The organism is Maritimibacter harenae (assembly GCF_009882975.1).
Taxonomy (GTDB): Bacteria; Pseudomonadota; Alphaproteobacteria; order Rhodobacterales; family Rhodobacteraceae; genus Maritimibacter; species Maritimibacter harenae.
Map to the genome: position 1 here is coordinate 187,691 of NZ_WTUX01000011.1, position 25,794 is coordinate 213,484.

The following is a 25,794-nucleotide window of genomic DNA, read 5'->3' on the forward strand; positions in this document are numbered from 1 at the left end:
CCGTCAGCTTTCCAGCGCCGCGACGCCCGGCAGCGTCTTGCCTTCCATCCATTCGAGGAAGGCGCCGCCCGCCGTCGAGATGTAGGTGAAGTCGTCGGCCACGCCCGCCTTGTTCAGCGCCGCGACGGTGTCGCCGCCGCCCGCGACCGATGTGAGCGCGCCCGCCCGCGACAGCTCGCCCGCCTTTTGCGCGGCGGCGTTGGTGGCGGCGTCGAAGGGCTCGATCTCGAAGGCGCCCAGGGGGCCGTTCCAGATCAGGGTCGCCGCGCCCTCGAACGCCTTGGAGATCGCCGCGACCGTGTCGGGTCCGGCGTCGAGGATCATTGCGTCGGCGGGGCAGGCGTCGACCGAAACCGTTTCGCTCTCCGCGCCCGCCTTGAACTCGCGCGCCACCACGACGTCGGTGGGCAGCAGGATGACGCACCCGGTTTCGCGGGCCTTGTCCATGATCTCGCGCGCCGTGTCGGCCATGTCGTGTTCGCACAGCGACTTGCCCACGTCCTTGCCCTGCGCCGCGAGGAAGGTGTTGGCCATGCCACCGCCGATCACCAGCGTGTCGACCTTCTCCACGAGGTTGCCCAGCAGGTCGAGCTTGGTCGACACCTTGGCCCCGCCCACGACGGCGACCACGGGGCGCACCGGGTTGGAGAGTGCGGCCTCGAGGGCGGTAAGCTCGGCCTCCATCAGCCGGCCCGCGCAATTGTCCATGATCCGCGCGACCCCTTCGGTCGAGGCATGCGCGCGGTGCGAGGCCGAGAAGGCGTCGTTCACGTAGACCTCGCCCAGGGCGGCAAGAGACGCGGCGAAGCCCTGGTCGTTTTCCGTCTCCTCGGCATGGAAGCGGGTGTTCTCGAGCAGCAGCACCTCGCCGGCCTCGAGCTTGGAGACCGCGACCTTGGCCGGGCCGCCGATGCATTTCTCGGCGAACTTCACCGGCGCGCCGATCGCCTTCTCAAGCGCCGGGACGAGGGGTTTCAGCGACATCTCGGGGACCACCTGGCCCTTGGGGCGGCCGAAGTGCGCCATGAGCACCGGTTTGCCGCCCTTGTCGAGGATATCGCGCACCGTCGGCACGATCCGGTCGATGCGCGTGGTGTCGGTCACGTTGCCCTCGTCGTCGAGCGGCACGTTGATATCCACGCGGACAAGAACCGTTTTGCCGTTCAGATCCATGTCGTCGAGTGTCTTCCAGCTCATCTGGTCCTCCTTGTCCGTTCCTTCCACAAACACGCTTGCGTGAGGGATTTCAATGAAGAACTACCGCCCAAGGTCGTAGGCGTTCATGCCTTGCAGCCACCGCGCGAGAAGCATAATTTCCCATGAAATCCAGACAAGGAGCGCCCGATGGCCGAGATCAAGGACCCCGAAAACACCATCCTGATGGAACTCAAGGATGGCACCGTCACCATCGAGCTGCTGCCCGACGTGGCGCCCAAGCACGTCGAGCGGATGAAGGAGCTGGCGCGCGCCGGCAAGTACGACGGCGTCGTCTTCCACCGCGTGATCGAGGGCTTCATGGCCCAGACCGGCGACGTGGAGCACGGCAACCTCGACGGCGGCGGCAACATCCGCCGCGCCGGCACGGGCGGCTCGGACCTGCCGGACCTGCCGGCCGAGTTCTCGAAGGTGCCGCACGCGCGCGGCACGCTGGGGGCGGCCCGCTCGATGAACCCGAACAGCGCCAACAGCCAGTTCTTCATCAACTTCAAGGACAACGATTTCCTCAACGGCCAGTATACCGTCTACGGCCAGGTGATCGGGGGCATGGAACACGTCGATGCCATCACCCGGGGCGAGCCGCCGGCGAACCCGGACAAGATGATCACCGTGAAGGTCGCCGCCGATGCGTAAGTCGGTCCTCGCGGCCTGGATCATCTTCCTGGCCGGTGTCGGGCTGGTCGCGTGGTACTACTTCGCGACCGTGCCCGGCTCGACCCCGCAGGTGGTCAACGATGCCCCCGGCGAAGCCGGCGGGCCGCAGATCGAGATCACGGTGGATGGCGAGGCGCAGGGCAAGATCGTGATCGAGCTGTTCGAGAACCTCGCGCCGCAGCACGTCGAACGTATCACGACGCTCGCCGAGGAGGGCGCCTATGACGGCGTGGTCTTTCATCGCGTGATCGACGGCTTCATGGCCCAGACCGGCGACGTGGCCTATGGTCTCGAAGGCGGCGACATGCGCCGGGCGGGCACCGGCGGGTCGGACTACCCGGACCTGCCGGCGGAGTTCTCCGAAGAGCCCTTCGTGCGCGGCACGGTGGGCATGGCGCGCTCGGCCGATCCCGACAGCGCCAATTCGCAGTTCTTCATCATGTTCGACGAAGCCCCCCATCTCGACGGCGGTTACACCGTCGTGGGGCGCGTCATCGAGGGCATGGACGTGGTCATGGACATCAAGCGCGGCGAGGGGCCGAACGGCGCCGTCACCGGCCAGCCCGATGTCATGACGAACGTCGACGTGATCGAGTGATCCCGGCGGCCCGCCGCGTGCGGGCCGTCAGCTTCCCGCCAGCACCAGTATGAAAGCCATGAACAGCAGGCTTTCGAACACCGGAACGGCGAAACTCCTTGCAGATGCGTGCATTTCCATCCTCCCCAAGAAAGGCAGGATGATGCGCTTTCGGGCCGCGTCAACAAAGCGTTTCCTCAAGATTGCCCGATTTCCGCTGAGAATGACCCCTGAATCATCACAAAAATCGCCCGATTGTCGCTGATTGTGTAAGAAGTTGAGACAGGGGACGAACCGATGGAAATGGGTGACGTCATATTCTACGCGCTCGGGACGGCCTTCGTGGCCGGCGTGTCCGGGCTTTTCGATGTCGGCAACTTGTTCGGTGCAGGCGACGAAGACGACGAGGGGGACCAGCAGGTGGCCCACCACGTGCCGGCCGAGGCCGAAGAGGTGCCCGCGGACCTGACCGCCGCGTTCCAGTCCACGCTCGCGCATTTCCTCGAAGACGAGTCGGAGAGCCTGATCGCGCTGCGCGACGCGGAACGCGCGCAGGAAGAGCAGGGCGCACAGGCCGGGGATGACGATGCGGACGCGCTGGCCGGACGTCCCGCCGCGGAGCCGGAGCACGCGATTGGAGGCGAGATGGAGTTCTTCGACGAAGACGACGATGAGAACATCTTCCACGACGACGAAGACGAGGACATGGCGCAACCCGCCGAGATCACCGTCTACGACGTGACCGACCCGGCCGCCGATCCGGCCCGGATCGACGACTTCGACCGCACGCAGGAAGCGCTCGAGATCGAATACGTGGCGACCGTCGACCCGCAGACGGGCGAGATGCACGTGCCGGAGCTTGGGGTGTTCTACGATGCGGAGGCCGACGTGACCGAGGTGACGCTCGACGGCGCGCCGGTGGCCGAGCTCGAGGGCGACGCGGGTCTGACCCCCGACGATATCGCGCTGCGCGCGATCACCTGATCGCTGCACGGCAGACATGAAAAAAGCCCCGGGCGCGAACCCGGGGCTTTTTCATTTGTGTCAGAGGCTTACGCGCTCTTGGCGAGGTTGCGCAGCACGTAGTGCAGCACGCCGCCGTTCTTGACGTAGTCGATCTCGACCGCCGTATCGATCCGGCACTTGAGCGTGATGTCCTTCGTCGTGCCGTCGGCATAGGTGATCTGCGCGGTCACGTCCTGAAGCGGTGTCAGGTCCGCGAGCCCCTTGATCGTGACGCTCTCTTCGCCGGTCAGGCCAAGCGACTTGCGCGTGTCGCCGCCGGTGAACTCGAACGGGATGACGCCCATGCCGACCAGGTTCGAACGGTGGATACGCTCGAAGCTTTCGGCGATGACCGCCTTCACGCCCAGCAGGTTCGTGCCTTTCGCCGCCCAGTCGCGCGAGGACCCCGCGCCGTACTGTTCGCCGCCGAAGACGACGAGCGGCTTGCCTTCCTCCTGGTAGGCCATCGAGGCGTCGTAGATCGAGGTCTGTTCGCCATCCGGGCCCTTGGTGTAGCCGCCTTCGACGCCGTCCAGCATCTCGTTCTTGATGCGGATGTTGGCGAAGGTGCCGCGCATCATGACCTCGTGGTTGCCGCGGCGCGAGCCGTAGCTGTTGAAGTCACGCGGCGCGACCTGGCGCTCGGTCAGGTACTTGCCCGCCGGGGTGTCGGCCTTGAACGAACCCGCCGGCGAGATGTGGTCGGTGGTGATCATGTCGCCCAGGATCGCCAGGATGCCCGCGTCCTCTATGTCGCTGATCGTGCCGGCGTCCTTGGACATGCCCTGGAAGTAGGGCGGGTTCTGGATGTAGGTCGACTGCGGGGGCCAGTCGTAGGTTTCGCCGCCCGACACTTCGACCGCCTGCCACTTCTCGTCGCCCTTGAAGACGTCGGCGTACTTGGACTGGAACGCCTCGCGGGTGACGACCTTCTCGACCAGTTCCGCGATCTCGGCGTCGGTGGGCCAGATGTCCTTGAGGTAGACATCCTTGCCGTCCGGCGTCTGCGCGATCGGGTCGTTGGCCATGTCGATGTTCATGTCGCCCGAAAGCGCATAGGCCACGACGAGCGGCGGGGAGGCCAGGTAGTTGGCGCGCACGTCCGGCGAAATCCGGCCCTCGAAGTTGCGGTTGCCCGAGAGCACGGACACGGCGATCAGGTCGTTGTCGTTGATCGCTTTCGAGATTTCCGGCTGAAGCGGTCCCGAGTTGCCGATGCAGGTGGTGCAGCCGTAGCCGACGAGGTCGAAGCCGATCGCGTCGAGATCGTCCTGCAGGTTCGCGCCTTCGAGATACTCGGTCACGACCTGCGAGCCGGGGGCGAGCGAGGTCTTGACCCAGGGCTTGCGGGTCAGGCCGAGTTCGCGCGCCTTGCGGGCGACGAGGCCGGCGCCGATCATCACGTAGGGGTTCGAGGTGTTGGTGCAGGAGGTGATCGAGGCGATCACCACCGAGCCGTCGCGCAGCTCGTAGTCTTCGCCCTCGACCTTGGCGGATTTGCGGTTGTCCACGATCACGTCCGGCGCGGGCGCTTCGTCGAGCATGCGGTCGGAGGCGGCGCTTTCGTCCTGATGGCCGCGGTATTCGTCCACCACGCGTTCAAAGGCAGGGGCGGCGAGGTCGAGGGCCACGTAGTCCTGCGGCCGCTTCGGGCCGGAGATGGCCGGGACGATGGTCGACATGTCGAGCTCGAGAGTCGAGGTGTAGACCGGATCGTAATCCGCGTCGCGCCAGAACCCGTTCTCCTTGGCATAGGCTTCGACCAGCGCGATGCGATCCTTGTCGCGGCCGGTCTGCTCGAGATAGCGCAGGGTTTCGTCGTCGATCGGGAAGAAGCCGCAGGTGGCGCCGTATTCCGGGGCCATGTTGGCGATGGTGGCGCGCTGCGCGAGCGGCAGGTTGTCCAGCCCGTCGCCGTAGAACTCGACGAACTTGCCGACCACGCCGTGCTGGCGCAGCATCTCGACGACCTTGAGCACCAGGTCGGTGCCGGTGGTGCCTTCCGTCATCTTGCCGGTGAGCTTGAAGCCCACGACTTCGGGGATGAGCATCGAGATCGGCTGACCCAGCATGGCGGCCTCGGCCTCTATGCCGCCCACGCCCCAGCCCAGGATGGCCGCGCCGTTGATCATGGTGGTGTGGCTGTCGGTGCCCACGAGCGTGTCGGGGTAGGCCACCTCTTCACCGTTCTGGTCCTTGTCGGTCCAGACGGTCTGACCGAGGTACTCGAGGTTCACCTGGTGGCAGATGCCGGTGCCCGGCGGGACCACGCGGAAGTTCTCGAACGCGGTCTGGCCCCACTTGAGGAACTGGTAGCGCTCCATGTTGCGCTCGTATTCGCGGTCGACGTTCATCTGGAACGCGCGCGGGTTGCCGAACTCGTCGATCATCACCGAGTGGTCGATGACCAGGTCGACGGGCACGAGCGGGTTGATCTTCTTGGCGTCGCCGCCGAGCGCCTTGATGCCGTCACGCATGGCGGCGAGGTCGACCACGGCGGGAACGCCGGTGAAGTCCTGCATCAGAACGCGGGCCGGGCGGTAGGCGATTTCGCGCGGGTTCTGGCCGCCGTTGTCGGCCCATTCCGAGAACGCCTTGATGTCGTCGACGGAAACGGTGCGGCCGCCATCCTCGAAGCGCAGCATGTTCTCGAGCACCACCTTGAGCGAGGCGGGGAGCTTCGAGAACGTGCCCAGGCCGGCCTGTTCGGCGGCCGGGATCGAATAATAGGCGACGGAGGCGCCGCCGGCGGAAAGTGTCTTGCGGGTCTTGGACGTGTCCTTGCCGACTTCGATGGGCATGTCTGGCTCCTTTGCTGGACGTAAAGGTCGGTTGCCCTGCAAATGCAACGGATCGCGATCCGGTTCAAGAGCGGAGGCGCATTTTCGGTATACGATTGCACACATTTTTGCATCGCGCCTTCCGACATCGCTCATGGCACGGGGGACACGTTGCAGGACTCTCTCAAAACCTTGATTGGCGGGTGAGAGGGGGGTCGGCTATCACCCGGGATACGGACAGACGAGGATCAACCGATGAACGCTTGGATCAGAGCCGCGCTGGTGGCGGTCGCAACGCTGGCGGGCGGGGCGGCACAGGCCGGCGAGAAACCCCTCGTCCTGATCGAGCTGTTCACCTCTCAAGGCTGTTCGTCCTGCCCCCCTGCCGACGCGCTCCTGGCCGAGCTTTCGACGCGCGACGACGTGCTGCCCCTGGCGCTGCATGTCGATTACTGGGACTACATCGGCTGGGAGGACAAGTTCGCCCGCCCCGAACACACGGCGCGCCAGAAGGCCTATGCCCACGTGGCGGGCGCTTCGACCATCTACACGCCGCAGATGGTCGTGGGCGGGGTCGATCACGTGGTGGGCTACAAGCCGATGCGCGTGGCCGACTACATGAAGGCCCACGAGGCGCGTCTGCCAGACGTGGAGGTCGAGGCCGAGATCGTCGACGGCATGCTCCGGATCACCTGCGTCACGGACGATGACGACAACCTGCCGTCGCGCATCAACGTGGACATGGTGCGCTTCAACACGCGCGAGGTGGTCGACATCAAGCACGGCGAGAACGCGGGCGAGACGATCACCTACACCAACATCGTGACCGCCTGGGAACGGCTGGCCGAGTGGGACGGCACCGGTACGCTCGAGCTCGACCAACCGGTGAGCGGTGACGGGCCGATGGCTCTGATCCTGCAGGAGCCGGGGCCGGGCCGGGTGCTCGCGGCCTACCGGATCGACTAGGCCGTGACGCGCTCCCGGTGCCAGATGTAGATGCCGGAGGCGACGATGATCGCGCCGCCGATCCAGGTGGCGAGGTCCGGGAACTCGCCGAACACCACCGCCCCCCAGAACGCCGCGATCAATAGCCCGACGTAGGAGAACGGCGCGATGGCCGAGGCTTCGGCGAAGCGCACCGCCTGGATCAGGAAGAGCTGCCCCAGGGCGCCGAAGCCGCCGATGGCGACCATCAGGAGCATCGCTTTCGGGCTGGGCGGCACCCAGAAGAACGGCACGATCACGCTGGTCACGACGGCGCCCAGGAGGGCGGCGTAGAGCAGGGACGTGCGCGGATCCTCGTCATGGCCCACCTTGCGCGTGAGCAGGATGAAGGTGGCATACCCGCAGGCCGCGATCATCGGAAGGAAGGCGAAGGGCGAGAACACCTCGCTCCCCGGCCGGATGATGATGAGCGCCCCGATCAGCGCGGCGATCACGCCGAAGGCACGGCGCGGCCCGAAGCGTTCGCCCAGGAAGAGCGCGGCGCCCAGCGTGATGAAGACCGGGTTGATGTCCATGATCGCGGTCGCCTCGGCCAGCCCGAGGAAGGTGAGCGAGGTGAAGAACATCGAGGTCCCGAGAAGGAGCGACATGGACCGCGCGAACTGCATCCCCGGGTAGCGTGTCTTCGCGACCGTGCGCAGGTTGGGCAGGAACCACAGCGCGACGATCACCGTCTGCCCCGCGTAGCGCGCCCAGATCGCCTGGCTGACATGGACCTCCTGCGCCAGCGTCTTGGCCAGCAAGTCCATGGTCGCCATGCAGAAAATGCCCGTCATGTAGAGCAGGATGCCCTTGCCGGGCGCTTGGATCGGGGGGGTCACGGTGGCCATCGCGCGACCATAGGAGCGGGTCTTCGGATTGGCAATTCGGCCTTTGGATTTTCTCGCCCGGCGCATTGACCGGCATCAAGGCGCGCAGGCCGAGGGCGGGCGAAGCTTGGCAGACACAGGGCCGGGACGGGAGGATCAGGCATGCATTTCAAGGGAATGACGGCGGTGGCGCTGGCCGCGGGCCTTGCGCTCACGGGCTGCGGCGAAGGGTTCGACTACGCGATGGAGACCTACCGCGACGTGCCGCCGGTCAACGTGGTGTCGGACGGCAAGGTCTGGCGCGTGTTCGACCGACCCGACGCGGGGCTCATCATGATCACGCCGAGCCTTGGTGATGTCGCGGGCGCGGCCGCGATCGAGGGGGCCACGCTGGGCCTCTCCGGCGATCTCGACCCGGAAGAGCCCGCCTACCGGGCTGCCGCGATGGCCCATCTGCGTTCGACCGGGCGCAGCTGCCATATCCTGACCGGGCGCGAGGTGATCGAGCCGCAGTGGGAATACAGCTACCGCTGCCCCTGATCCGCACCGCGCTCAGTCGTCGTCACCCGCAAGCAGCACGACCTCGCCGGATTCCTCGAGCGTTCGGATCGCCTGCACGACCGCGCTCATCGCGGCTTCCGCGTCTTTCGGTCTGACCTGTCCCAGCGCGCTCATCTCTTCGCGCAGCTGGTCGGCCATGCGTTTGGACATGGCGCCGAGGATGAACTCGGCCGTCGGGGCGAGGGGGCCGGTCGCGCCCGCAAGCGCGGTGACAAGCTGCGCCTGCTCCACGTCGCGCGTGACCTTGGGCACGTCGCGCGGGTCGAGCCGTTCGGGGATGTTGGCGAAGGTGAAGATCGCCTTGCGCACTTCCTCGGCAAAGACCTTGTCCTCCTCGTCGAGACCCACGAGCACGTCGTCGCGGGTCGCGGCGGGCGAGAAATTGAGGATCGCGCCGACCCGTTCGACGGGGGCGTCGGCGAAGGCGCGCGCGGGCTGCGCGTCGAGCTGTTCGGCCACCGCGCGCCCGATGCGTTCCACCACCTCCGGCTCGATCCCGCCGGTGAGCGATATGGCATAGGCGAGCTTGCGCGCGCGCGGCCCCGGCAACTTGCCCAGGAGTTCCGCCGCGGTCGACACCTTGAGCTTGGACAGGACCACGGCCCCCACCTCGATGCTCTCCTCCTCGAGCAGCGGCAGCAGGCGGGCAGGGTCGATGCCCGCGATCGTCTCCCACGGGTCGCCCGTGAAGTTGATTCCCTTGGCCTTCCGGATGCGCGCGACCGTGGCCGGGCTGATGGTGCCGTCGAGTACCGTGAGCGCGCCCTCCAGCCCGCCGGGGAAGGACAGGCCCACGCTTTCGATCTCGTCGACGAATTCGTCGACCACGGTTTTCAATGTCTCGCGGTCGATGAAGCGCATCGTGGACATCTGGTGGGCCAGCTCGGTCTGAAGCGCTTCGGGCAGGTCCGACAGCTTGAGCTGAATCCCCTCGGCCAGCAGAAGGCGCACGATCACCGCCGCCTTCTGCCGTTTCGTCAGGGTCCGTTCGCGGCCGGCCGGCATATCGAGCCCGGCCAGCGCCAAGTCCGTCTCCACGAAGCACCTCGTCCCACGATTCCGCCGTGGGGCATCATGCGTGCGGGACGTTAAGAATGCGTTTCCCGATCAGTAGCGGGTGGTCGTGCCCGTCATGATCGCGTCGCGCAGGGCGACCTCCGGCCAGCTGCCTTCGCCACCGCGTTCGCGGATCTCGAGAAGCTGGGCATAGGCTTCGTCCACGCGGCCCTCGGTGACGTAGCCCTGGCCCATGTAGGAGCGGGCGAGCAGGTTGTCCGGGTTCCGTTCCAGCGCGGCGCGGTAGTATTCCTCCGCCAGCGCCTTGTCGCCCAAGTTGCGATGCACGAAGCCCTTGTAGGTCAGCACCCGGTCGTCCATCGGGTCCGACATGGCCGCGAGCACCCGCAGCGTGTCGTCGTAGCGCCCGGCATAGGCCAGTTCGCGCGCGGCTTCGTAGAGCGCGTCATCGGTAAGCGAGCTTTCCTTGGGCGCCACGCATTTGCCGGCATCCGCGTCCCAGACCATGCCCTCTTCGCATTCGGTCGTGGTTTCGGTGGTGGTGGGCGTGCTGTCGCTGCCCGAGCCGACGGCGAAGGCCATCCCGGGCAGGGTGGCTGCGGCGGCGATGAGTAATGTGCGCATGGTAACCTCCAGTCCTGGTGATCCCGTCATGAACGAGATTAGCAGGATCGGAGGAGGCGACGGGTCACGTTGCCGTCAGGGGCTGTCAGCTCGACACCACCACGCAGGCCTTGGTCTCGGCATCGTAGACGGTGCCCTCGGCGCAATTGGCATGCGCCTCTTCGCAGGAGCGTGAGTCCTGCGCCGCGCCGAGCGCGGGCAGGAGGGCAAGCACGGCGGCCGCGAGGGCCGCTTTCATCGGCACCGGATCAGCCCGTGGTGATTTCGACGCAGGTGCCCGACTCACCATCCCAGGTGTAGCCGTCCATGCAGGTGGCGGCGGTTTCCTGGGTGTGGCCGGAACACATGGCGAAGCCGGTGACCGGCAGAAGGGCCATGAAGGCGGCGGCGAAAAGGGTCTTTGCTCTCATCGGAACTCTCCTGTTGGCTCAGAAGAGGTTAGCACGATTTCGCCCGCCTGTCGTTCACGCGCCCGCGATCACGCCCCGAAGACGCGCTTGAAGATCGTGTCGACGTGCTTGGTGTGGTAATCCATGTCGAATTTCGCACGGATTCCGTCCTCGCCAAGCGCCGCCACGACCTCGGGGTCGTTGAGCAGGAGCTCCTGGAAATCCTCGCGGTTCTCCCAGACCCTGAGCGCGTTGCGCTGCACCATCGCGTAGGCGTCTTCGCGCGACACGCCGGCCTGCGTGAGCGCCAGGAGCACGCGCTGGGACATCACCAGCCCGGGGAACTTGTTCATGTTCTCGAGCATGTTCTCCGGGTAGATGATCATCTTGTCGATCACGCCGGTGAGGCGGTTGAGCGCGAAGTCGAGCGTCACGGTCGCGTCCGGCGCGATGCCGCGCTCGACCGACGAGTGCGAGATGTCGCGCTCGTGCCAGAGCGCCACGTTCTCCATCGCCGGGATCACGGTCATGCGGATGAGGCGTGCGAGGCCCGTGAGGTTCTCGGTCAGGACCGGGTTCTTCTTGTGCGGCATCGCCGACGACCCCTTCTGGCCCATCGAGAAGAACTCGGCGCCTTCAAGCACCTCGGTGCGCTGCATGTGGCGCACCTCGATGGCCACGTTCTCGATCGAGGAGGCGATGACGCCCAGCGTGGCGAAGAACATCGCGTGGCGGTCGCGCGGGATCACCTGGGTCGAGATCGGCTCGGGCTTGAGGCCCAGCATCTTGCAGACGTGTTCCTCGACATGCGGGTCGATGTTGGCGAACGTGCCCACCGCGCCGGAGATCGCGCCGGTCGCCACTTCCTCGCGCGCGGCCTTCAGGCGGGCGAGGTTGCGGTCCATCTCGGCATAGAAGCGCGCGAAGGTCAGGCCCATCGTGGTCGGCTCGGCATGGATGCCGTGGCTGCGCCCCACGCGCACGGTCATCTTGTGCTCCATCGCGCGCTTCTTGAGCGCGGCGAGCAGGCCGTCCATGTCCTTGATCAGGATGTCGGCGGCGCGCACGAGCTGCACGTTGAGGCAGGTGTCGAGGACGTCCGAGCTGGTCATCCCCTGGTGGACGAAGCGCGCCTCGTCCGAGCCCACGTGTTCGGCGAGATGGGTGAGGAAGGCGATCACGTCGTGTTTGGTCACGGCCTCGATCTCGTCGATCCGGGCGACGTCGAATTCAACGTCCTTGGCCTTCCAGACGGCTTCGGCGTTCTCCTTCGGGATCACCCCCAGCTCGGCCTGCGCGTCGCAGGCATGGGCCTCGATCTCGTACCAGATCTTGAACTTGGTGGCGGGTTCCCAGATGTCGGTCATCTCTTTGCGGGCGTAACGCGGGATCATGAGGCCGGGCCTTTCGGTTTGTCGCGGGATCGCGGGCGTCATAGACTCGCGCCCGGACAAGGGCAAGGTGAGCATGGCAACGCTTTACGACTTCGAAGGGCGCTGGCGCATCGCGCGCCAGATCGACGACCGGCTGGCCGGAAGCCAGGGGCGTTTCGAAGGGATCGTCACCTTCGCGCCGGACGGGCAGGGGCTGACGTGCCGGGAGGCGGGGGAGCTGACCTTCGACGGCCAGACCCCGTATGCGGCGACCCGCACCTACCTCTGGCGCCAGGGGGCGGAGGGGATCGAGGTCTATTTCGAGGACGGCCGGTTCTTCCACCTGATCGGCGGCGACCAGGCGCCCGTCGCCGCCCATTGGTGCGATCCCGACGACTACCGCGTGGCCTACGATTTCACGCTGTGGCCCGACTGGCGCGCGGTCTGGACGGTCGAGGGGCCGCGCAAGGATTACACGATGGTCAGCGAATACATGCGCCTCGCCCCGTGAGCGCGCACGGGCCTGCGCCCTTGCCATAATGCTGCGGGTGCGGCAAAACGGCGGGAACGAATGCAGCTTTACAGGGGGGACAACCCACATGGCGACGATGATGAACGACAAGGTGCTGAGCGAGGCCTTCGGCCCGACCTCCGGCACGGCGCTTCGCGTGAAGCAGGCGGCGCTGGTGATCGCGGGGATCGCCATCCTGGCAGTGGCCGCGAAGATCCGCGTGCCGATGTGGCCGGTGCCGATCACGATGGGCACCTTCGCGGTGCTGGGCCTCGGCGCCGCCTATGGCCCGCGCCTCGGGCTTGTGACGATCCTGGGCTACATGGCGCTGGGCGCGCTGGGCTTCAACGTGTTCGCCGGCACCGGTGAAGGGGCCTCGGGCATCGCCTACATGCTGGGCGGCACCGGCGGCTACCTCGCGGGCTACGTGCTGGCGACCGCCGCGCTCGGCGTGCTGGCGCGCCGCGGCTGGGACCGCTCGATCATGTGGATGGCCGCCGCGATGCTGATCGGCAACGTGATCATCTACGTCCCGGGCCTCGCCTGGCTCACGCATCTGCACGGCCTCGACGCCCCGATCCTCGAGTGGGGCCTGACGCCCTTCCTGATCGGCGACGCGCTGAAGCTCGCGCTGGCCGCGCTGATCCTGCCGGCCGCCTGGAAGCTGGTGGGCAACGCCCGCGGCTGATCCCGGCCTGCGGTCAGAAAATCGAAAAGGCGCGTGGGGTTGCCCACGCGCCTTTTTTCTTTTTCTTGCAATGAAATGCGCGCCGACGTTCGCGTGCAATATGCGGATCAGAACCCGTCGCCGCCGCCGCCTTGCTGCCAGGGCTGGACGATGTTGCCGAAGCGGGTGAAGCGGCCCTCGAAGCTCAGTTCGACGGTGCCGATCGGGCCGTGGCGCTGCTTGCCGATGATGACCTCGGCGCGGCCGTGCAGGCGCTCCATGCGCTCCTGCCAGGCGGCCATTTCCTCGAGCCGGTCGTCGGACGGTTTCTCGCGCTCCACGTAGTATTCCTCGCGGAACACGAACATGACCACGTCGGCGTCCTGCTCGATCGAGCCCGATTCCCGCAGGTCCGAGAGCTGCGGCCGCTTGTCGTCGCGGCTTTCGACCTGCCGCGACAGCTGCGACAGCGCCACGACGGGGATGTTCAGTTCCTTGGCGATGGCCTTCAGACCCATCGAGATCTCGGCGATCTCGTTCACCCGGTTCTCCGCCGTGCCGCGCACAAGCTGCAGGTAGTCGACGAAGAGCACGTCGAGCCCGTGTTCGCGCTTGAGCCGGCGGGCACGGGCGGCGAGCTGCGCGATGGGCAGGGCGGGCGTGTCGTCGATGAAGAGCGGGCAGCTCTCCAGCGCCTTGGCGGCATCGACGAAACGGCGGAACTCCTGCTCGGTCATGTCGCCGCGCCGGATCTGCTCCGACGGCACCTCGGAGGCTTCGGACAGGATCCGCGCGGCCAGCTGCTCGGCGCTCATTTCGAGCGAGTAGAAGCCCACCACGCCGCCGTTCACCGCGCCCTCGGACCCGTCGGGGAGTTTCCCGCGCTTGTAGGCCTTGGCGATGTTGAAGGCGATGTTGGTGGCGAGCGAGGTCTTACCCATCGACGGACGCCCGGCGAGGATCAGGAGGTCCGACCGGTGCAGACCGCCGAGCTTCTTGTCCATGTCGGTAAGGCCGGTGGACACGCCCGCGAGGCCCCCGTCGCGCTGGTAGGCGGCGTTGGCGACCTGCACGGCCTCGGTGACGGCGGACAGGAAGGACGTGAAGCCGGTGGTGGCCTGACCGGTCTCGGCGAGCTTGTAGAGCGATTGTTCGGCGGCGACGATCTGCTCGGACGGGTCGTTGTCCTTCTCGAAGCGCGTCGCGCGCGCGGAGATGTCGGCGCCCAGCCGGATCAGCTCGCGCCGCTGGTGCATCTCGTAGATGAGCTGCGCGTAGTCGCGCGCGGCGAAGGACGAGATCGCGGCCCCGGCGAGACGGGCGAGGTAGGGCGGGCCGCCCAGTTCCTTGAGCCCCTCGTCCTCTTCCATGAACGCCTTGATCGTCACCGGGGAGGCGAGCGCGTTCTTCGAGATGCGCTGCTCGGCGATCTCGTAGATCCGCTTGTGCACGGGTTCGTAGAAATGCTCGGGCCGCACGATCTGGGCCACGCGGTCGTAGACCTCGTTGTTGGTCAGGATCGCGCCCAGGAGCTGCTGCTCGGCCTCGATGTTGTGCGGCATCGCATCGGCCGCATCTTCGCTGTTGTCCGGCGTCTCACCCGGCCGGAACGGTGCCACTTCGCTCATGTCATCCCCCGATGATGTTGGGCGGGCATAGACGGGCGGGCGCGCGCACGCCAGTCCAATAAGATCGTGGATAACCCTGTGGGCCAATCACGCAGGCGATGTCCGGGACGCGCGCTCACCCCATGATAGTGTAGCACGCGTTCCGATTATTTCTACATCTGGAGCGATGCGGCAAGGCACGCGCCGAGTCGTCCACAATCCATGCACAGGGCCGGGGCCCGGTGAACTGTTTATTTCTCGACCTTGTGCTTGTCCTGCCACGCCCGCGGATCGTTGAGGAATTCCTCCACCTGGGCGAGCGTCCCGGCCTCGAACGCGCCCGAAGCTTTCGCCTCGGCCAGAACGTCCCACCAGGTGCACAGGTAATGCAGCGCGACCCCGTGATCGCCCAGCGTCTTCTCGGTTTCAGGGAAGATGCCGTAGTAGAAGATCACCGCCGTGTGCCCGCAGGTCGCGCCGGTGTCGCGGATCGCGTCGACGAAGGAGAGCTTGGAGCCGCCATCGGTGGTCAGGTCCTCGACCAGCAGGACGCGCTCGCCCTCGCTCATGGCGCCCTCGATGCGCGCGTTGCGCCCGTAGCCCTTGGGTTTCTTGCGCACGTAGGTCATCGGCAGGGCAAGCCGCTCGGCCACGAGCGCGGCGAAGGGGATGCCCGCGGTCTCGCCGCCCGCGATGTTGTCGAACGCCTCGAAGCCCGCCTCGCGCATCACCGTGACGGCCATGAAATCCATGAGCGTCGACCGGATGCGCGGAAAGGAAATGAGCTTGCGGCAGTCGATGTAGGTCGGGCTCGGCAGGCCGGAGGCGAGGATGAAGGGATCCTCTGGCCGGAAGTTCACCGCGCCGATCTCCAGCAGCATCCGGGCGGACAGGCGGGCGATTTCGGATTTGTCGGGAAAGGATGTCGGGATCATCAGGGTCTCCAAGCGTAGGCGCGCGGGCCGCGCGGGTGAGCGTCAGGCGGACACGTGCCAATGCAGCGGGACGCCGGGATCGAACACGGTCACGGTGTCGTCGCCCGCGTCGAGCGTGGCCGGAAAATCGACGGTGTCGCCCTTGGTGAGCGTGCGCGTTTCGTCGGATACGGGAAGGCCGTAGAAGGCCGGCCCGTTCAGCGAGACGAAGGCCTCGAACTTGTCGAGCGCGCCCTGCGCCTCGAACACCTCGGCGATGCAGGACAGCGCGATGGGGGCGGTGAAGGCACCGGCCGCGCAGCATTCCGCCTCTTTCCTGTGGGTCGGGTGCGGCGCGCTGTCGGTGCCCAGGAAGGTCCGTTCGAACCCGGAGGTGGCCAGCGCCACGAGCGCGTCCCGGTGGTCGCGCCGTTTCAGGATCGGCAGGCAGTAGTAATGCGGGCGCATGCCGCCCACGAGCATGTCGTTGCGCTCCAGCATGAGGTGCTGGACGGTGATCGTGGCGGCGAGGCTCTCGTCGCCGCCCTTCACGTAATCGGCGGCCTGGGCCGTGGTGATGTGCTCCATCACCACCCGGAGCCCGGGGGTCTTGCGCCGGATCGGGTCGAGCACCCGGTCGATGAACACGGCCTCACGGTCGAAGATGTCGATCTCGGCGTCGGTCACCTCGCCATGCACGCAGAGCGGCAGGCCGATCTCGGCCATCACCTCGAGCACCCCGCGAATCCGGTCGAAGTCGCGCACGCCGGAAGAGGAGTTGGTCGTCGCGCCGGCCGGGTAGAGCTTCACCGCCTTCACGAGGCCGGACGCGGCGGCCCGGCGCACGTCCTCGGGGTCCGTTTCCTCGGTCATGTAGAGCGTCATAAGCGGCTCGAACGTCATGTCCGCGGGCAGCGCGGCCAGGATCCGGTCGCGGTAGGCCGCCGCGTCCGCGCCGGTCACGACCGGTGGCACCAGGTTCGGCATGATGATGGCGCGGCCGAAGTGGCGCGCGGTTTCGGGCAGCACCGTTTCCATCATCGCGCCGTCGCGCAGGTGGAGGTGCCAGTCGTCGGGGCGGCGGATCGTGAGGCTTTGCGTCATGGGAGGGGGATTAGCCCGTTGGCCGGCGCAGGGCTAGGGGGAAATCCGGGGCGGACCCGGGAAGGTGTTGCGCCCGGGCTGCGCCCGGTCGCGGCGGGTGCGCCCCGGTCCCCGGCGCCGCCGGGGGGCTGTCTGCCCCCCACGCGCTGGCGCGCGTTCCCCCCGAAGGTATTTCGCAAACAGAGAAGGGGCGCCGGGTCAGGTCCGGTCGCGCCGGGTGCGGGCGGCGCGCTGGCCGTAGGCGATGAGCATCTTCGCGGCTTCGGGTGGCAGAGGCCGGGCCGGGGGGCTCATGAGGAGGCGGCCGAAGAGCGCGCGGTTGGGTTCCTCGAGCATCAGCCGGTCGAAGCGCTGCCGCCGCCAGAGCACCGCCTCGGCGTGGAGCTCGGCCAGGGGTGCGTCGCCCATCAGGCGGGTGAGCCACGGGTCTCGCAGCGCGTCCGACTGGCGGATCGAGGTGTCTTCCTCGGCAACCCAGTTGCGCTCGGTCCAGTAGTCGAGCCCGAGCGGCTCGCCCGCGTGCACGGCCCGGCCGCGGTCGCGTTTGAGGATGTAGCTCTCCATCGCGCCGAGCGGGTAGTGGTTGAGCTGCGCAAGCCCGTAGTTCGGCCGCCCGTAGGGCGAGAAGATCGGCCCCCGGCGAAAACGCGGGCCCAGGTCGCGGCCGTGCCCGTCGAACCACCGGGCCGTGTCGGCCTTTCCCGAGGGGGCGCGGGGCCGATGGACCCCCAGCCTGGCGTAGGCCCCGTCGTTTCGGTAGAGCGTCTTGAACATCGCGGCGCGCCAGGGCCAGTACATGATCTCGGGCGCCGCGCGGGTGAACTGGGCCGTGATCGGCAGGTCGTCGAAGCGCACCACGCCGCCGTTGCCGAAGAGCCGCCAGGTGAGCGTGATCGCGTCCGCCTCGGGCAGCGCATCGAGGAGCGCGTCCAGCGTGTGGTCGCCCGCGTGGATGTTGACGAATTCATCCACGTCGAGCGCGCAGAGCCAGTCGGCCGCGCGTACCGCCGGGTGGGCGTCGGCGCGCTTGAGGCCGGTGAACTGGACGCCGCCGTCTTCGTGCGGGGCCTCGTTGCGCAGGTGGTGGACGGGCGCGATCTCGGCCAGCCGGTCGAGCATCCTGTCGGTGCCGTCGTCGCAATCGTTTGACAGGATCACGAGGTCCGTGAACCCGATCCCGAGGTGGTGGGCCACCCATTCCAGGAGAAAGGCGCCCTCGTTGCGCACGGTGAGAACGGCGGTGGCGCGCATGACCTAGCTCTCCATGCCGAGAGACAGGGCGAAGGCGACGCGCTCCATCGGTGTGAGCCGCGCTTCGAGCGCCTGGTCGTAGAGCGCGCGGAACTCGGGCGTCGCGCGCAGGTTCCGCGCCTTGGCGCGGTGCCAGTCGAGGCCCGCCGCGTGGAGCCGGGCCAGTTCGGGGTCCTCGAAAAGCCGCGCCATCTCGGCGCGCAGGCGCGGGATGTTGCGCTTGATCGTCACGTCGCGGTAGCCGCCCCAGTCCATCCGGACCCAGTAGTTGATCCCGATCGACCGGTCCACGTGCAGGGCGCGCCCGCGCTGGCGCTTGACCAGGAAACTTTCGGCCGAGCGCAGCGCGTAGTGGTTGAGTTGCACGAGGTCGTAGCCGATCGTCTTCAGGTCCGAGCGCCACCCCTTGTCCTTGTAGCGCTCCGTCATCGGCTGGCCGGAACCGTTCACCCAGTGCACCTGGTCGCGCAGCGCAGGGTCGAGCTGGTTGGGCCGGTGGCACGACAGCTTGCCGTAGGCGCCGATGTTGCGGGTCATCGTCTTGAAGCCCCAGGCCGTGTGGGGTTTGGGGCAGTATTTCGGGGCCGCGTCGTCGAAAAGGTCGATCACCAGGTCGTCGGACAGCGTCCGCACCCCGTTGTGGCCGAAGAGCCGCCAGGTCATGGCGATGTTGGTGGCCTCCGGCACGCGGGCGAACAGGTCCTCGAGCCGGCCGTTGCCGCAGCGGATGTTGATGAACTCGTCCACGTCGGTGTGGATCACCCATTCGGCATTGCGCACGATGGGCTCGTCGAGCGCCCGGTTGAGCGCGTGCTGCTGCGGGGAGCTGCCCGTCCAATCGGAATTGTCGCGGTGCTGGACGAGCCCCAGCTCGGCCAGCCGGTCGAGAAGCGCGTCGGTCCCGTCGGTGCAGTCGTTGGTGTAGATCAGGAAGCCGTCGACGCCGATCATCCGGTGGTAGGCGATCCATTCGAGGATGTAGGGGGCCTCGTTCTTCATGCAGCCCACGATCACGTTGCCGCTCTGCCCGGGGGGCGGGGTGCGCGGGCGGACCTCGGTAAAGGGCACGCCGGCCACATCCTCGTCCGCGAAGCCCAGCCGGTTGTGCGGGGCGAAGCGGCCGCGGCGCAGGTGGTCGAAATTCTCCTTCGCCCGCGGGGAGAGGAGCTTCTCGGCCACGGGGCCGAGGCGGGCGTCGGGCGTGTCACCGGTCCGGGCCTGCGCCGCGCGGCGGCGAACCTCGTCCGTGGCCGCCTCGATCTGCGGCAGGGCCGCGGCGGCGTATTGCGTGGCGCGAAAGCCGTGGGTGGTCCCGGCCTCCTGCCAGGCGGGCAGGGGCGCGTCGGGGCGCAGCGCCTCGGCGATGGCCGGGTGATCGGCCACGAGCGGCGCGAGATCCGGCGCGAAGCGGTCCGACAGCGCGGCGAGCGTGCCGGGGGCGACGGGGTCGCCGGCGATTTCGACCGCCTCCATGAAGCGGCCCTGGAGCGCGCGGGGGACGATGCGCCCGGTCTCCATGAGCTTGCCGAAGACCATGTTCAATGCGCGGCCGCGGGCGAGCGTCTCTGCCGAGGGGCGCGCGGGCAGGGACACCGCGTCGACCGTGCCGAGTGACAGGTCGCGGCCCACCATCGCGGCGATCTCCGCGGTGACTTCCGCAGAGGCGAAGCGCGCCGGGTCGTAGGGGCGCAGTCGCACGCGGTCGGCCCCGAACACGCGTGCCCAGCGGGCGACCAGCGTGGGCAGGTCGATCCAGTGGGGCACGCCCTGGATTTCGGGAAACTCCATGCGCTGCGGGTCGATGCGGTTCCAATCGGCGAGCGCGGCCTTGCGCCAGTTGTCGGCCCCGGCCATCGCGAGCTCCCGCGACAGGGGCGCGCGGCGCCCCGCGCGCACGGCCGCGTCATAGTGGCGCGCCAGCAGGCGCGCGGGCTCGTCCACGTGGGCGACCACCTCGATGTCCTCGGACAGCGGGGCGAGCAGGGCGTGCAGGCGCTTGAGCTCCGTCGCGTTGGGCAGGGTGGCCAGCTGCGCCGCGGAGAGCACGAGGACCTGCGGTGCCGCGTGCGCGACCTCGGCCGCCAGGTCCTGGGCCACGCGCCGGTGCAGCGCGGCCTGCGCGCGGGCCGGGGCGAAACCGCGGGCGTGGCGCAACGGGTCGACGTGGCCCGGATCGCTCACCGCCATGTAGAGCCGCGTGTGGGCCTGTCGCCCGAGCCCGGAATAGATCACGCCCGCCTTCGCCAACGCGCCGCGGGTCTCGTCCATCACGGCCTGGAGCCGCTCGGCCCCGCACCGGGGCAGCCCGATGTGGAGGACGATCCTCACCCGTCGCCCCCGTCCGCCGGGCGGTTTTCGTTCACGTTGGCCTTGCCCCACCAGGGCAGATCGACCCCTGTGAAGGCCGAGATCCGGGCCGGGGCGTCCGGGTCGGCGATGTCGAATTCGAGGAAATCGTCGGCGCCCGCGAAGACATGGCGGCAGAAGGTGATATGGCCCTCGATCCAGCGCTCGATCTCGCCGGGCTTGCCGCCGTGCCATTGCGGCAGACCCGGAACGTGGTTTTCCGGCAGCCGCGTGCGGCCGAGGTTCGACCAGCGGCGGATGCTGTCGGCGTGTTTGACCGGGTCACGCGCGGACAGCAGGAACCGGGCCCCCGGATGATGGCGGCGGATCGCGTCGATCAGGGCCCAGTCGGTCTGGGGCCAGAAGTTGCGGCCGCGGCGCACGACCGAGATCTCGGTATAGGCGTCGAAATCGGGAAGCGTGGACAGCGGGTCCCCGGTCTCGAAATAGCCGAGGTAGAACTGTCGCCCGACGAAGCCCAGCTTCCGTCCCTCCGGGTCGCGCGCCATCCAGTCGGCCACCCTGAGCCCGGCCGCGATGAAGGCGGTGGCGAGCGTCGTGGTGCCCGACTTCGGCAGCCCGAGGTTGATGATCTTGGGCACGCTCATTCGATCAGCTCCATCAGCGCGGCTTCGGCAGGGCTCACGCCGGGGCAGGCCAAAAGGCGCGCGCGCAGGTCGCGCAGGGCCGGCTGTTCCATCAGCGCGTCGCGCTTGGCGCGGTGGGCGTCGCAGGCGGCGGCGTGAAGCGCGCCGATGTCCGGGTCGGCCAGGAGCGCCGCCATGTCCTCGCGCAACCGCGGCAGGTGGCGCTCGATCGACCGGTCTTCCCACGCCCCGTCGTTGCGCTCGCGCCAGTAGGTATCGTCGAAGGCGCGGTGTTCGCGGTTCACGTCGCCCCGCTCGTTCTTCACGAGGTAACTGTCGAGCGAGCGCAGCGCGTAATGGTTCAGCGTCGCGAAGGCACGTGCCCCCTTGGCCGGGAACTTGCGCTTGCGGTCCTTGCTGGCGGCCACGCGGAACTTCCACGGCACCTCGCGCCCCGACCCGTCGGTCCAGCGCGGCGCCCCGGCGGCTTCGGCGCCGCCCTTGATGAAGGGGCGGTGGGCGCCGAAATACCGGAGCGGAAAATCCCGCCGCGTCAGCGTCTTGACCTCCTGGTCCAGCTGGTCGCACCAGATGTCGGGATTGTGGGTGCGGGGGAATTGCTCGATCACCGGGCGATCCTCGAACCGCTCGATCCCGCCGTTCGCCATGAACTGGAACGTGACCGAGATCGCCTGCGGATCACCGCAGGCCGCGATGAGCGCGGGGAGCGTGCCGTCGCCCACGTGGATGTTCAGAAACTCGTCCACGTCCGCGACCCAGACCCAGTCTGCATCACGCACGACCGGCTGGCGCGTCGCGTCCTTCAGCGCCTCCATCTGGTAGTTGCGCCCCAGGGCCGGGTTCGGCAGGTGCGTGACCAGGTCCCTTGCGGCCAGCGCGTCGAGCAGCGCATCGGTCCCGTCGTCGCAATCGTTCGAGTAGACCAGGAAGTCCGTGACACCGATCAGCCGGTTGAAAGCGACCCATTCCACAAGGAACGGCCCCTCGTTCTTCACGCAGGTGACCGCGGTGATGCGCATCAGCGCACCGTCGCCGGGATATGGAGAATGCGTGTCATGTCCGTGCCTGCTCGCCGTCGCCGGGTGCGCCCGGTCTCTCGCGTGATGGTGGACACACTATGCGCGGGCCGGCGGAAAAACGTCAACGTTTTCCCGGGAACGCGCTCCGCTTACGACCAATTGACGAGGGCGTGAGGCATGCCGCGCTTGACCCTTTCATGTCACACATGTCCCATGCCCGTGACAGGAGGAGGGTGCATGACCGACATTCCCGAGGACATCGACGGGGTCGAGCGGCTGCTCGCATCGCAGGATTACGTGGTGGGCCGGGCGCTCGCCACGGTGAGCTTCCTGGCGCTCAAGCTGGGCCGGCCGCTCTTTCTCGAAGGCGAGGCGGGCGTGGGCAAGACCGAGCTCGCCAAGGCGCTCGCCGCCGCGCTGGGCCGCCGGCTCATCCGACTGCAATGCTACGAGGGGCTGGATGCGGCCTCCGCCGTCTACGAATGGAACTTTCCCGCCCAGATGGTCGCGATCCGCACCGCCGAGGTCACCGAGGGCACCGACCGGGAGGCGCTGACGGACGAGCTTTTCTCGGACCGCTACCTGATCCGCCGCCCGCTGCTCGAGGCGATGTCGCCCCAGGCCGGCGGCGCGCCGGTGCTCCTGATCGACGAACTCGACCGCACCGACGAACCCTTCGAGGCGTTCCTGCTCGAGGCACTGAGCGACTTCCAGGTGACGATCCCCGAACTCGGCACCATCCGCGCGCCGGAGCCCCCGATCGTGATCCTCACCTCGAACCGCACGCGGGAGGTGCACGACGCGCTCAAGCGCCGCTGCCTCTACCATTGGGTCGACTACCCGTCCTTCGACCGGGAGATGGAAATCCTCTCGGCCCGCGCCCCCGAAGCCTCGGAAAAGCTCAGCCGCGAGATCATCGCCTTCGTGCAGCGGCTGCGCACCGAGGACCTGTTCAAGAAACCCGGGGTGGCCGAGACGATCGACTGGGCCAAGTGCCTGCTCGCCCTCGACGTGATCGACCTCTCGCCGGAGGTGATCGCCGACACGCTGGGCGCGATCCTGAAATACCAGGACGACATCCAGCGCCTCGCGGGCTCCGGGGCCGCGCGCCTCCTCGAGGAAAGCCGCCAGGCGCTCGAAACCGCATGACCCCTTCATCGTTCCTCAAATACTTCGGGGAGCGCGAGGGGCAGAGCCCCTCGCACGGGTCGGACAGCGCGCCAGCGCCGTTCGAGGGCTGAGATGGAGGGCCTTCCGGATCTCGACCTGCCCGACGACCCGAAGCTGGTCGCGAACCTCACCCATTTCGCCCGCGCGCTGCGCAAGGCCGGGCTGAAGGCGGGGCCGGGCACCGTGATCGAGGCCGCGCGCGCCGTGGCGGCGACGGGTTTCACCTCGAAGACCGATTTCTACTGGACGCTGCATGCCGTCTTCGTCACCCGCCCCGAGGAGCGGCGGGTCTTCCACCAGGTCTTTCGCCTCTACTGGCGCGATCCGCGTTATCTCGAGCACATGATGTCCATGATGCTCCCGGCGGTGCGCGGGGTGCAGGAAGAACGCGCGGCGGCCGCGGCCGAGAAGCGCGCGGCCGAGGCGCTTCTCGACGGGATCGAGCCGGAGTTGCCCGAGGGCGGCGACGGCGAGGACGAACGTGACACCGAGATCGAGGTCGACGCGTCCCTCACGATGTCGGGCGAGGAGCGCCTGCGCACGCTCGACTTCGAGCAGATGTCGACGGCCGAGGTGGCCGAAGCCAAGCGCATGATCGCGCGCCTCGAATTGCCCGTGCGCCCGCTCCGGTCCCGCCGCACCCGCAGCGCGCGCCACGGCGCCATGCCGGACTGGCGGCGCACTATGCGCGACGCGATGCGCCAGGGTGGCGAGATCCGCGACCTCGCCACGCGCGAGCGCCGCCTGCGCTGGCCCAACCTCGTGGTGCTCTGCGATATCTCGGGGTCCATGTCCTCCTACAGCCGGATGGTGCTGCATTTCCTTCATTCCGTGGCCAACCAGAAGGGCGCGGGCTGGGCGAAGGTGCATGGTTTCACCTTTGGCACGCGGCTGACCAACATCACGCGCCACCTCGCCACGCGCGACGTGGACGCGGCGCTCGCCGCCGCCGGGGCCGAGGCGCAGGATTGGGAGGGCGGCACACGGATCGGCGAATGCCTCCACGCCTTCAATCGCGACTGGTCGCGCCGGGTGATGGGGCAGGGGGCGGTGGTCCTGATCATCACCGACGGGCTCGACCGGGACGACCCCGACCGGCTCGCGCGCGAGATGGAGCGGCTGCACCTCTCTGCGCGTCGGGTGATCTGGCTCAACCCGCTCCTGCGCTGGGAAGGCTTCGCGCCCAAGGCCGCGGGCATCCGCGCCATGTTGCCCCATGTCGACAGTTTCCGGGCGGGCCATAACATCGCCTCGCTCGCGGCCCTCGCGCAGGCGTTGTCCAGGCCCGACGACGCGGGCGACAAGGCACGGCTGATGGCGCTCCTGTGAGCGCAGCGCGTTAGAGGGCCACCCAGGCCGCATCGCCTCGGGAGGAGCGCACGCAGGCCTCCACGAACGCGACGCCCTCGACCCCGTCCGCGACGGTCGGGAAGGTGACGCCCTCGGGCCACGGTGCGCCCGTGCGGGCGGCCCGGATCGCCTGTGCAGCTTCGCCGTAGATGTTCGCGAAGGCTTCGAGAAAGCCCTCGGGATGGCCCGGCGGAATGCGTGTGAGGCGGCGCGAGCCCTCCGTGGTGGCACGCGAGGCACGGGTGACGAACTGGCGCGTGCCCCCCAAGGGCGTGACGCGCAGCACGTTCGGCTCTTCCTGCCGCCACTCGATCCCGGCTTTCGTGCCGTAGACCCGCAGCGACAGCGCGTTCTCCTCGCCCGCCGCGACCTGGCTGCACCACAGCATGCCGCGCGCGCCGCCATCGAAGCGCATCATCACGTGGGCATTGTCGTCGAGCGTCCGCCCCGGCACGAAGGCCTGCAGGTCCGCCGCGAGCGCCGTAGGCGAGAGCCCGGTGACGAAGCGCATCAGTTGCCAGGCATGGGTGCCGATGTCGCCCGTGGCCCCGCCCGCGCCGGAGCGCGCCGGATCGGTGCGCCAGGCGGCCTGCTTGTTGCCGTCGCCGGGGTCCTCGGCCAGCCAGTCCTGCGCGTATTGCACCTGCACCACGCGGATGTCGCCCAGGTCGCCGCGCGCGACGCGGGCCTGCGCCTCGCGCACCATCGGGTAGCCGGAATAATTGTGGGTGAGGATGAACAGCGCTTCGGAGGCCTCCGCCGCCGCCTTCAACGCCTGCGCATCCGCCAGCGTGCCCGTCAGTGGCTTGTCGCAGATCACGTGGATGCCTTGCGCGAGGAAGGCGCGGGCCACCGGCAGGTGCATGTGGTTGGGCACCACGACCGCGACGGCCTCGATCCCGTCGGTGCGTGCCGCCTCGCGCGCGGCCATCTCGGCGTAGTCGGCATAGGTCCGGTCGGGCGCGATCCCCACCTCGGCGGCCGAGGCGCGGGCCTTCTCCTCGGTCGAGGAAAGCGCGCCCGCGACGAGTTCGAAATGACCATCGAGCCGCGCGGCCACGCGGTGCACCCCGCCGATCATGGCGCCCTGGCCGCCGCCGATCATGCCCAGCCGGATCGGCCCTGTCCTGCTTGCGAATCTGTTCATGTCGGCCCCAGCATACTGCTCCGGGCCGCGGCGTCTGCCCCCGGGGCGCCCGAGGGGGAGCGGTTCGGCCCGTGCCAGATCCACGCGA

General features: G+C 68.1%; 25 protein-coding genes. 9 read left to right on the top strand and 16 right to left on the bottom strand.

Annotated features, from left to right (window positions below):
* Window positions 1-3: 3 nt before the first annotated feature.
* Window positions 4-1,197, bottom strand: a complete 1,194-nt coding sequence (locus tag GQE99_RS07600; RefSeq protein ID WP_161351002.1) for a phosphoglycerate kinase — start codon at window positions 1,195-1,197, stop codon at window positions 4-6.
* 147 nt (window positions 1,198-1,344) lie between these two features.
* Between GQE99_RS07600 and GQE99_RS07605 the strand changes: the two genes are divergently transcribed.
* From GQE99_RS07605 to GQE99_RS07615, 3 genes are all read left to right on the top strand, one after another.
* Window positions 1,345-1,851 carry a peptidylprolyl isomerase gene (locus tag GQE99_RS07605; RefSeq protein WP_161351003.1) on the top strand — a complete coding sequence of 169 codons (507 nt, stop codon included), beginning with the start codon at window positions 1,345-1,347 and terminating at the stop codon, window positions 1,849-1,851.
* Complete coding sequence (locus GQE99_RS07610) at window positions 1,844-2,470, top strand: peptidylprolyl isomerase (RefSeq protein WP_161351004.1); 627 nt, start codon at window positions 1,844-1,846, stop codon at window positions 2,468-2,470. Before GQE99_RS07605 ends, GQE99_RS07610 begins: the two co-directional genes overlap by 8 nt.
* Before the next feature lie 276 nt (window positions 2,471-2,746).
* On the top strand, window positions 2,747-3,433 hold the full coding sequence (locus GQE99_RS07615) for a hypothetical protein (RefSeq protein ID WP_161351005.1): 687 nt from the start codon (window positions 2,747-2,749) through the stop codon (window positions 3,431-3,433).
* Window positions 3,434-3,501: 68 nt separating this feature from the next.
* Here the strand turns inward: GQE99_RS07615 and acnA are convergent, their stop codons facing one another.
* Window positions 3,502-6,255 (bottom strand): aconitate hydratase AcnA, encoded by a 2,754-nt coding sequence (gene acnA, locus GQE99_RS07620; protein WP_161351006.1) that lies wholly within the window; start codon window positions 6,253-6,255, stop codon window positions 3,502-3,504.
* A gap of 234 nt (window positions 6,256-6,489) precedes the next feature.
* On the opposite strand from acnA, the gene GQE99_RS07625 reads away from it, so the two are divergent.
* On the top strand, window positions 6,490-7,200 hold the full coding sequence (locus GQE99_RS07625; RefSeq protein WP_161351007.1) for a DUF1223 domain-containing protein: 711 nt from the start codon (window positions 6,490-6,492) through the stop codon (window positions 7,198-7,200).
* Here the strand turns inward: GQE99_RS07625 and GQE99_RS07630 are convergent.
* Window positions 7,197-8,069, bottom strand: a complete 873-nt coding sequence (locus GQE99_RS07630) for a DMT family transporter (RefSeq protein ID WP_161351008.1) — start codon at window positions 8,067-8,069, stop codon at window positions 7,197-7,199. The two genes, GQE99_RS07625 and GQE99_RS07630, sit on opposite strands and share 4 nt — an antisense overlap.
* A gap of 141 nt (window positions 8,070-8,210) precedes the next feature.
* Here GQE99_RS07630 and GQE99_RS07635 point away from each other — a divergent pair, with 141 nt between their 5' ends.
* Window positions 8,211-8,588, top strand: a complete 378-nt coding sequence (locus GQE99_RS07635; RefSeq protein ID WP_161351009.1) for a hypothetical protein — start codon at window positions 8,211-8,213, stop codon at window positions 8,586-8,588.
* Window positions 8,589-8,600: 12 nt separating this feature from the next.
* Here GQE99_RS07635 and GQE99_RS07640 read toward each other — a convergent pair whose 3' ends face one another.
* The 5 genes from GQE99_RS07640 to purB all read right to left on the bottom strand — a co-directional run bounded on the left by GQE99_RS07640 (window position 8,601) and on the right by purB (window position 12,033).
* Window positions 8,601-9,614, bottom strand: a complete 1,014-nt coding sequence (locus GQE99_RS07640; protein ID WP_161351501.1) for a flagellar motor switch protein FliG — start codon at window positions 9,612-9,614, stop codon at window positions 8,601-8,603.
* Between the two features lie 102 nt (window positions 9,615-9,716).
* A complete protein-coding gene (locus GQE99_RS07645) occupies window positions 9,717-10,250 on the bottom strand; it encodes a tetratricopeptide repeat protein (protein WP_161351010.1) in 534 nt (177 codons plus the stop codon).
* Between the two features lie 85 nt (window positions 10,251-10,335).
* Window positions 10,336-10,488, bottom strand: coding sequence for a hypothetical protein (locus GQE99_RS07650; protein ID WP_161351011.1), 153 nt, complete (start codon window positions 10,486-10,488; stop codon window positions 10,336-10,338).
* 10 nt (window positions 10,489-10,498) lie between these two features.
* On the bottom strand, window positions 10,499-10,660 hold the full coding sequence (locus GQE99_RS07655; protein ID WP_161351012.1) for an adenylosuccinate lyase: 162 nt from the start codon (window positions 10,658-10,660) through the stop codon (window positions 10,499-10,501).
* 68 nt (window positions 10,661-10,728) lie between these two features.
* Complete coding sequence (gene purB / locus GQE99_RS07660) at window positions 10,729-12,033, bottom strand: adenylosuccinate lyase (RefSeq protein ID WP_161351013.1); 1,305 nt, start codon at window positions 12,031-12,033, stop codon at window positions 10,729-10,731.
* Here purB and GQE99_RS07665 point away from each other — a divergent pair.
* Together GQE99_RS07665 and GQE99_RS07670 are read left to right on the top strand one after the other, a co-directional pair.
* Window positions 12,032-12,523: a DUF6314 family protein gene (locus GQE99_RS07665; RefSeq protein ID WP_235917157.1), complete on the top strand. Its 492-nt coding sequence runs from the start codon at window positions 12,032-12,034 to the stop codon at window positions 12,521-12,523. The two genes, purB and GQE99_RS07665, sit on opposite strands and share 2 nt — an antisense overlap.
* A gap of 88 nt (window positions 12,524-12,611) precedes the next feature.
* On the top strand, window positions 12,612-13,211 hold the full coding sequence (locus GQE99_RS07670; RefSeq protein WP_161351014.1) for a biotin transporter BioY: 600 nt from the start codon (window positions 12,612-12,614) through the stop codon (window positions 13,209-13,211).
* Window positions 13,212-13,318: 107 nt separating this feature from the next.
* Here GQE99_RS07670 and GQE99_RS07675 read toward each other — a convergent pair whose 3' ends face one another.
* The 7 genes from GQE99_RS07675 to GQE99_RS07705 form a co-directional block, all read right to left on the bottom strand.
* A complete protein-coding gene (locus tag GQE99_RS07675; RefSeq protein WP_161351015.1) occupies window positions 13,319-14,818 on the bottom strand; it encodes a replicative DNA helicase in 1,500 nt (499 codons plus the stop codon).
* A gap of 230 nt (window positions 14,819-15,048) precedes the next feature.
* On the bottom strand, window positions 15,049-15,732 hold the full coding sequence (locus GQE99_RS07680) for an orotate phosphoribosyltransferase (protein WP_161351016.1): 684 nt from the start codon (window positions 15,730-15,732) through the stop codon (window positions 15,049-15,051).
* Between the two features lie 42 nt (window positions 15,733-15,774).
* A complete protein-coding gene (gene pyrC, locus GQE99_RS07685; protein WP_161351017.1) occupies window positions 15,775-16,815 on the bottom strand; it encodes a dihydroorotase in 1,041 nt (346 codons plus the stop codon).
* 198 nt (window positions 16,816-17,013) lie between these two features.
* On the bottom strand, window positions 17,014-18,066 hold the full coding sequence (locus GQE99_RS07690; RefSeq protein ID WP_161351018.1) for a glycosyltransferase family 2 protein: 1,053 nt from the start codon (window positions 18,064-18,066) through the stop codon (window positions 17,014-17,016).
* A gap of 3 nt (window positions 18,067-18,069) precedes the next feature.
* Complete coding sequence (locus GQE99_RS07695) at window positions 18,070-20,394, bottom strand: glycosyltransferase family 2 protein (protein ID WP_161351019.1); 2,325 nt, start codon at window positions 20,392-20,394, stop codon at window positions 18,070-18,072.
* Window positions 20,391-21,020: a sulfotransferase family protein gene (locus GQE99_RS07700; RefSeq protein ID WP_161351020.1), complete on the bottom strand. Its 630-nt coding sequence runs from the start codon at window positions 21,018-21,020 to the stop codon at window positions 20,391-20,393. The genes GQE99_RS07695 and GQE99_RS07700 overlap by 4 nt, the downstream gene beginning before the upstream one ends.
* Complete coding sequence (locus GQE99_RS07705; protein ID WP_161351021.1) at window positions 21,017-22,039, bottom strand: glycosyltransferase family 2 protein; 1,023 nt, start codon at window positions 22,037-22,039, stop codon at window positions 21,017-21,019. Before GQE99_RS07705 ends, GQE99_RS07700 begins: the two co-directional genes overlap by 4 nt.
* Window positions 22,040-22,276: 237 nt before the next feature.
* On the opposite strand from GQE99_RS07705, the gene GQE99_RS07710 reads away from it, so the two are divergent.
* Both GQE99_RS07710 and GQE99_RS07715 read left to right on the top strand, forming a co-directional pair.
* Complete coding sequence (locus tag GQE99_RS07710; RefSeq protein WP_161351022.1) at window positions 22,277-23,188, top strand: AAA family ATPase; 912 nt, start codon at window positions 22,277-22,279, stop codon at window positions 23,186-23,188.
* 93 nt (window positions 23,189-23,281) lie between these two features.
* Window positions 23,282-24,538, top strand: coding sequence for a vWA domain-containing protein (locus GQE99_RS07715; RefSeq protein ID WP_161351023.1), 1,257 nt, complete (start codon window positions 23,282-23,284; stop codon window positions 24,536-24,538).
* A 10-nt stretch (window positions 24,539-24,548) separates the two neighbouring features.
* Here the strand turns inward: GQE99_RS07715 and GQE99_RS07720 are convergent, their stop codons facing one another.
* Window positions 24,549-25,706, bottom strand: a complete 1,158-nt coding sequence (locus GQE99_RS07720; RefSeq protein ID WP_161351024.1) for a Gfo/Idh/MocA family protein — start codon at window positions 25,704-25,706, stop codon at window positions 24,549-24,551.
* Window positions 25,707-25,794 lie beyond the last annotated feature (88 nt).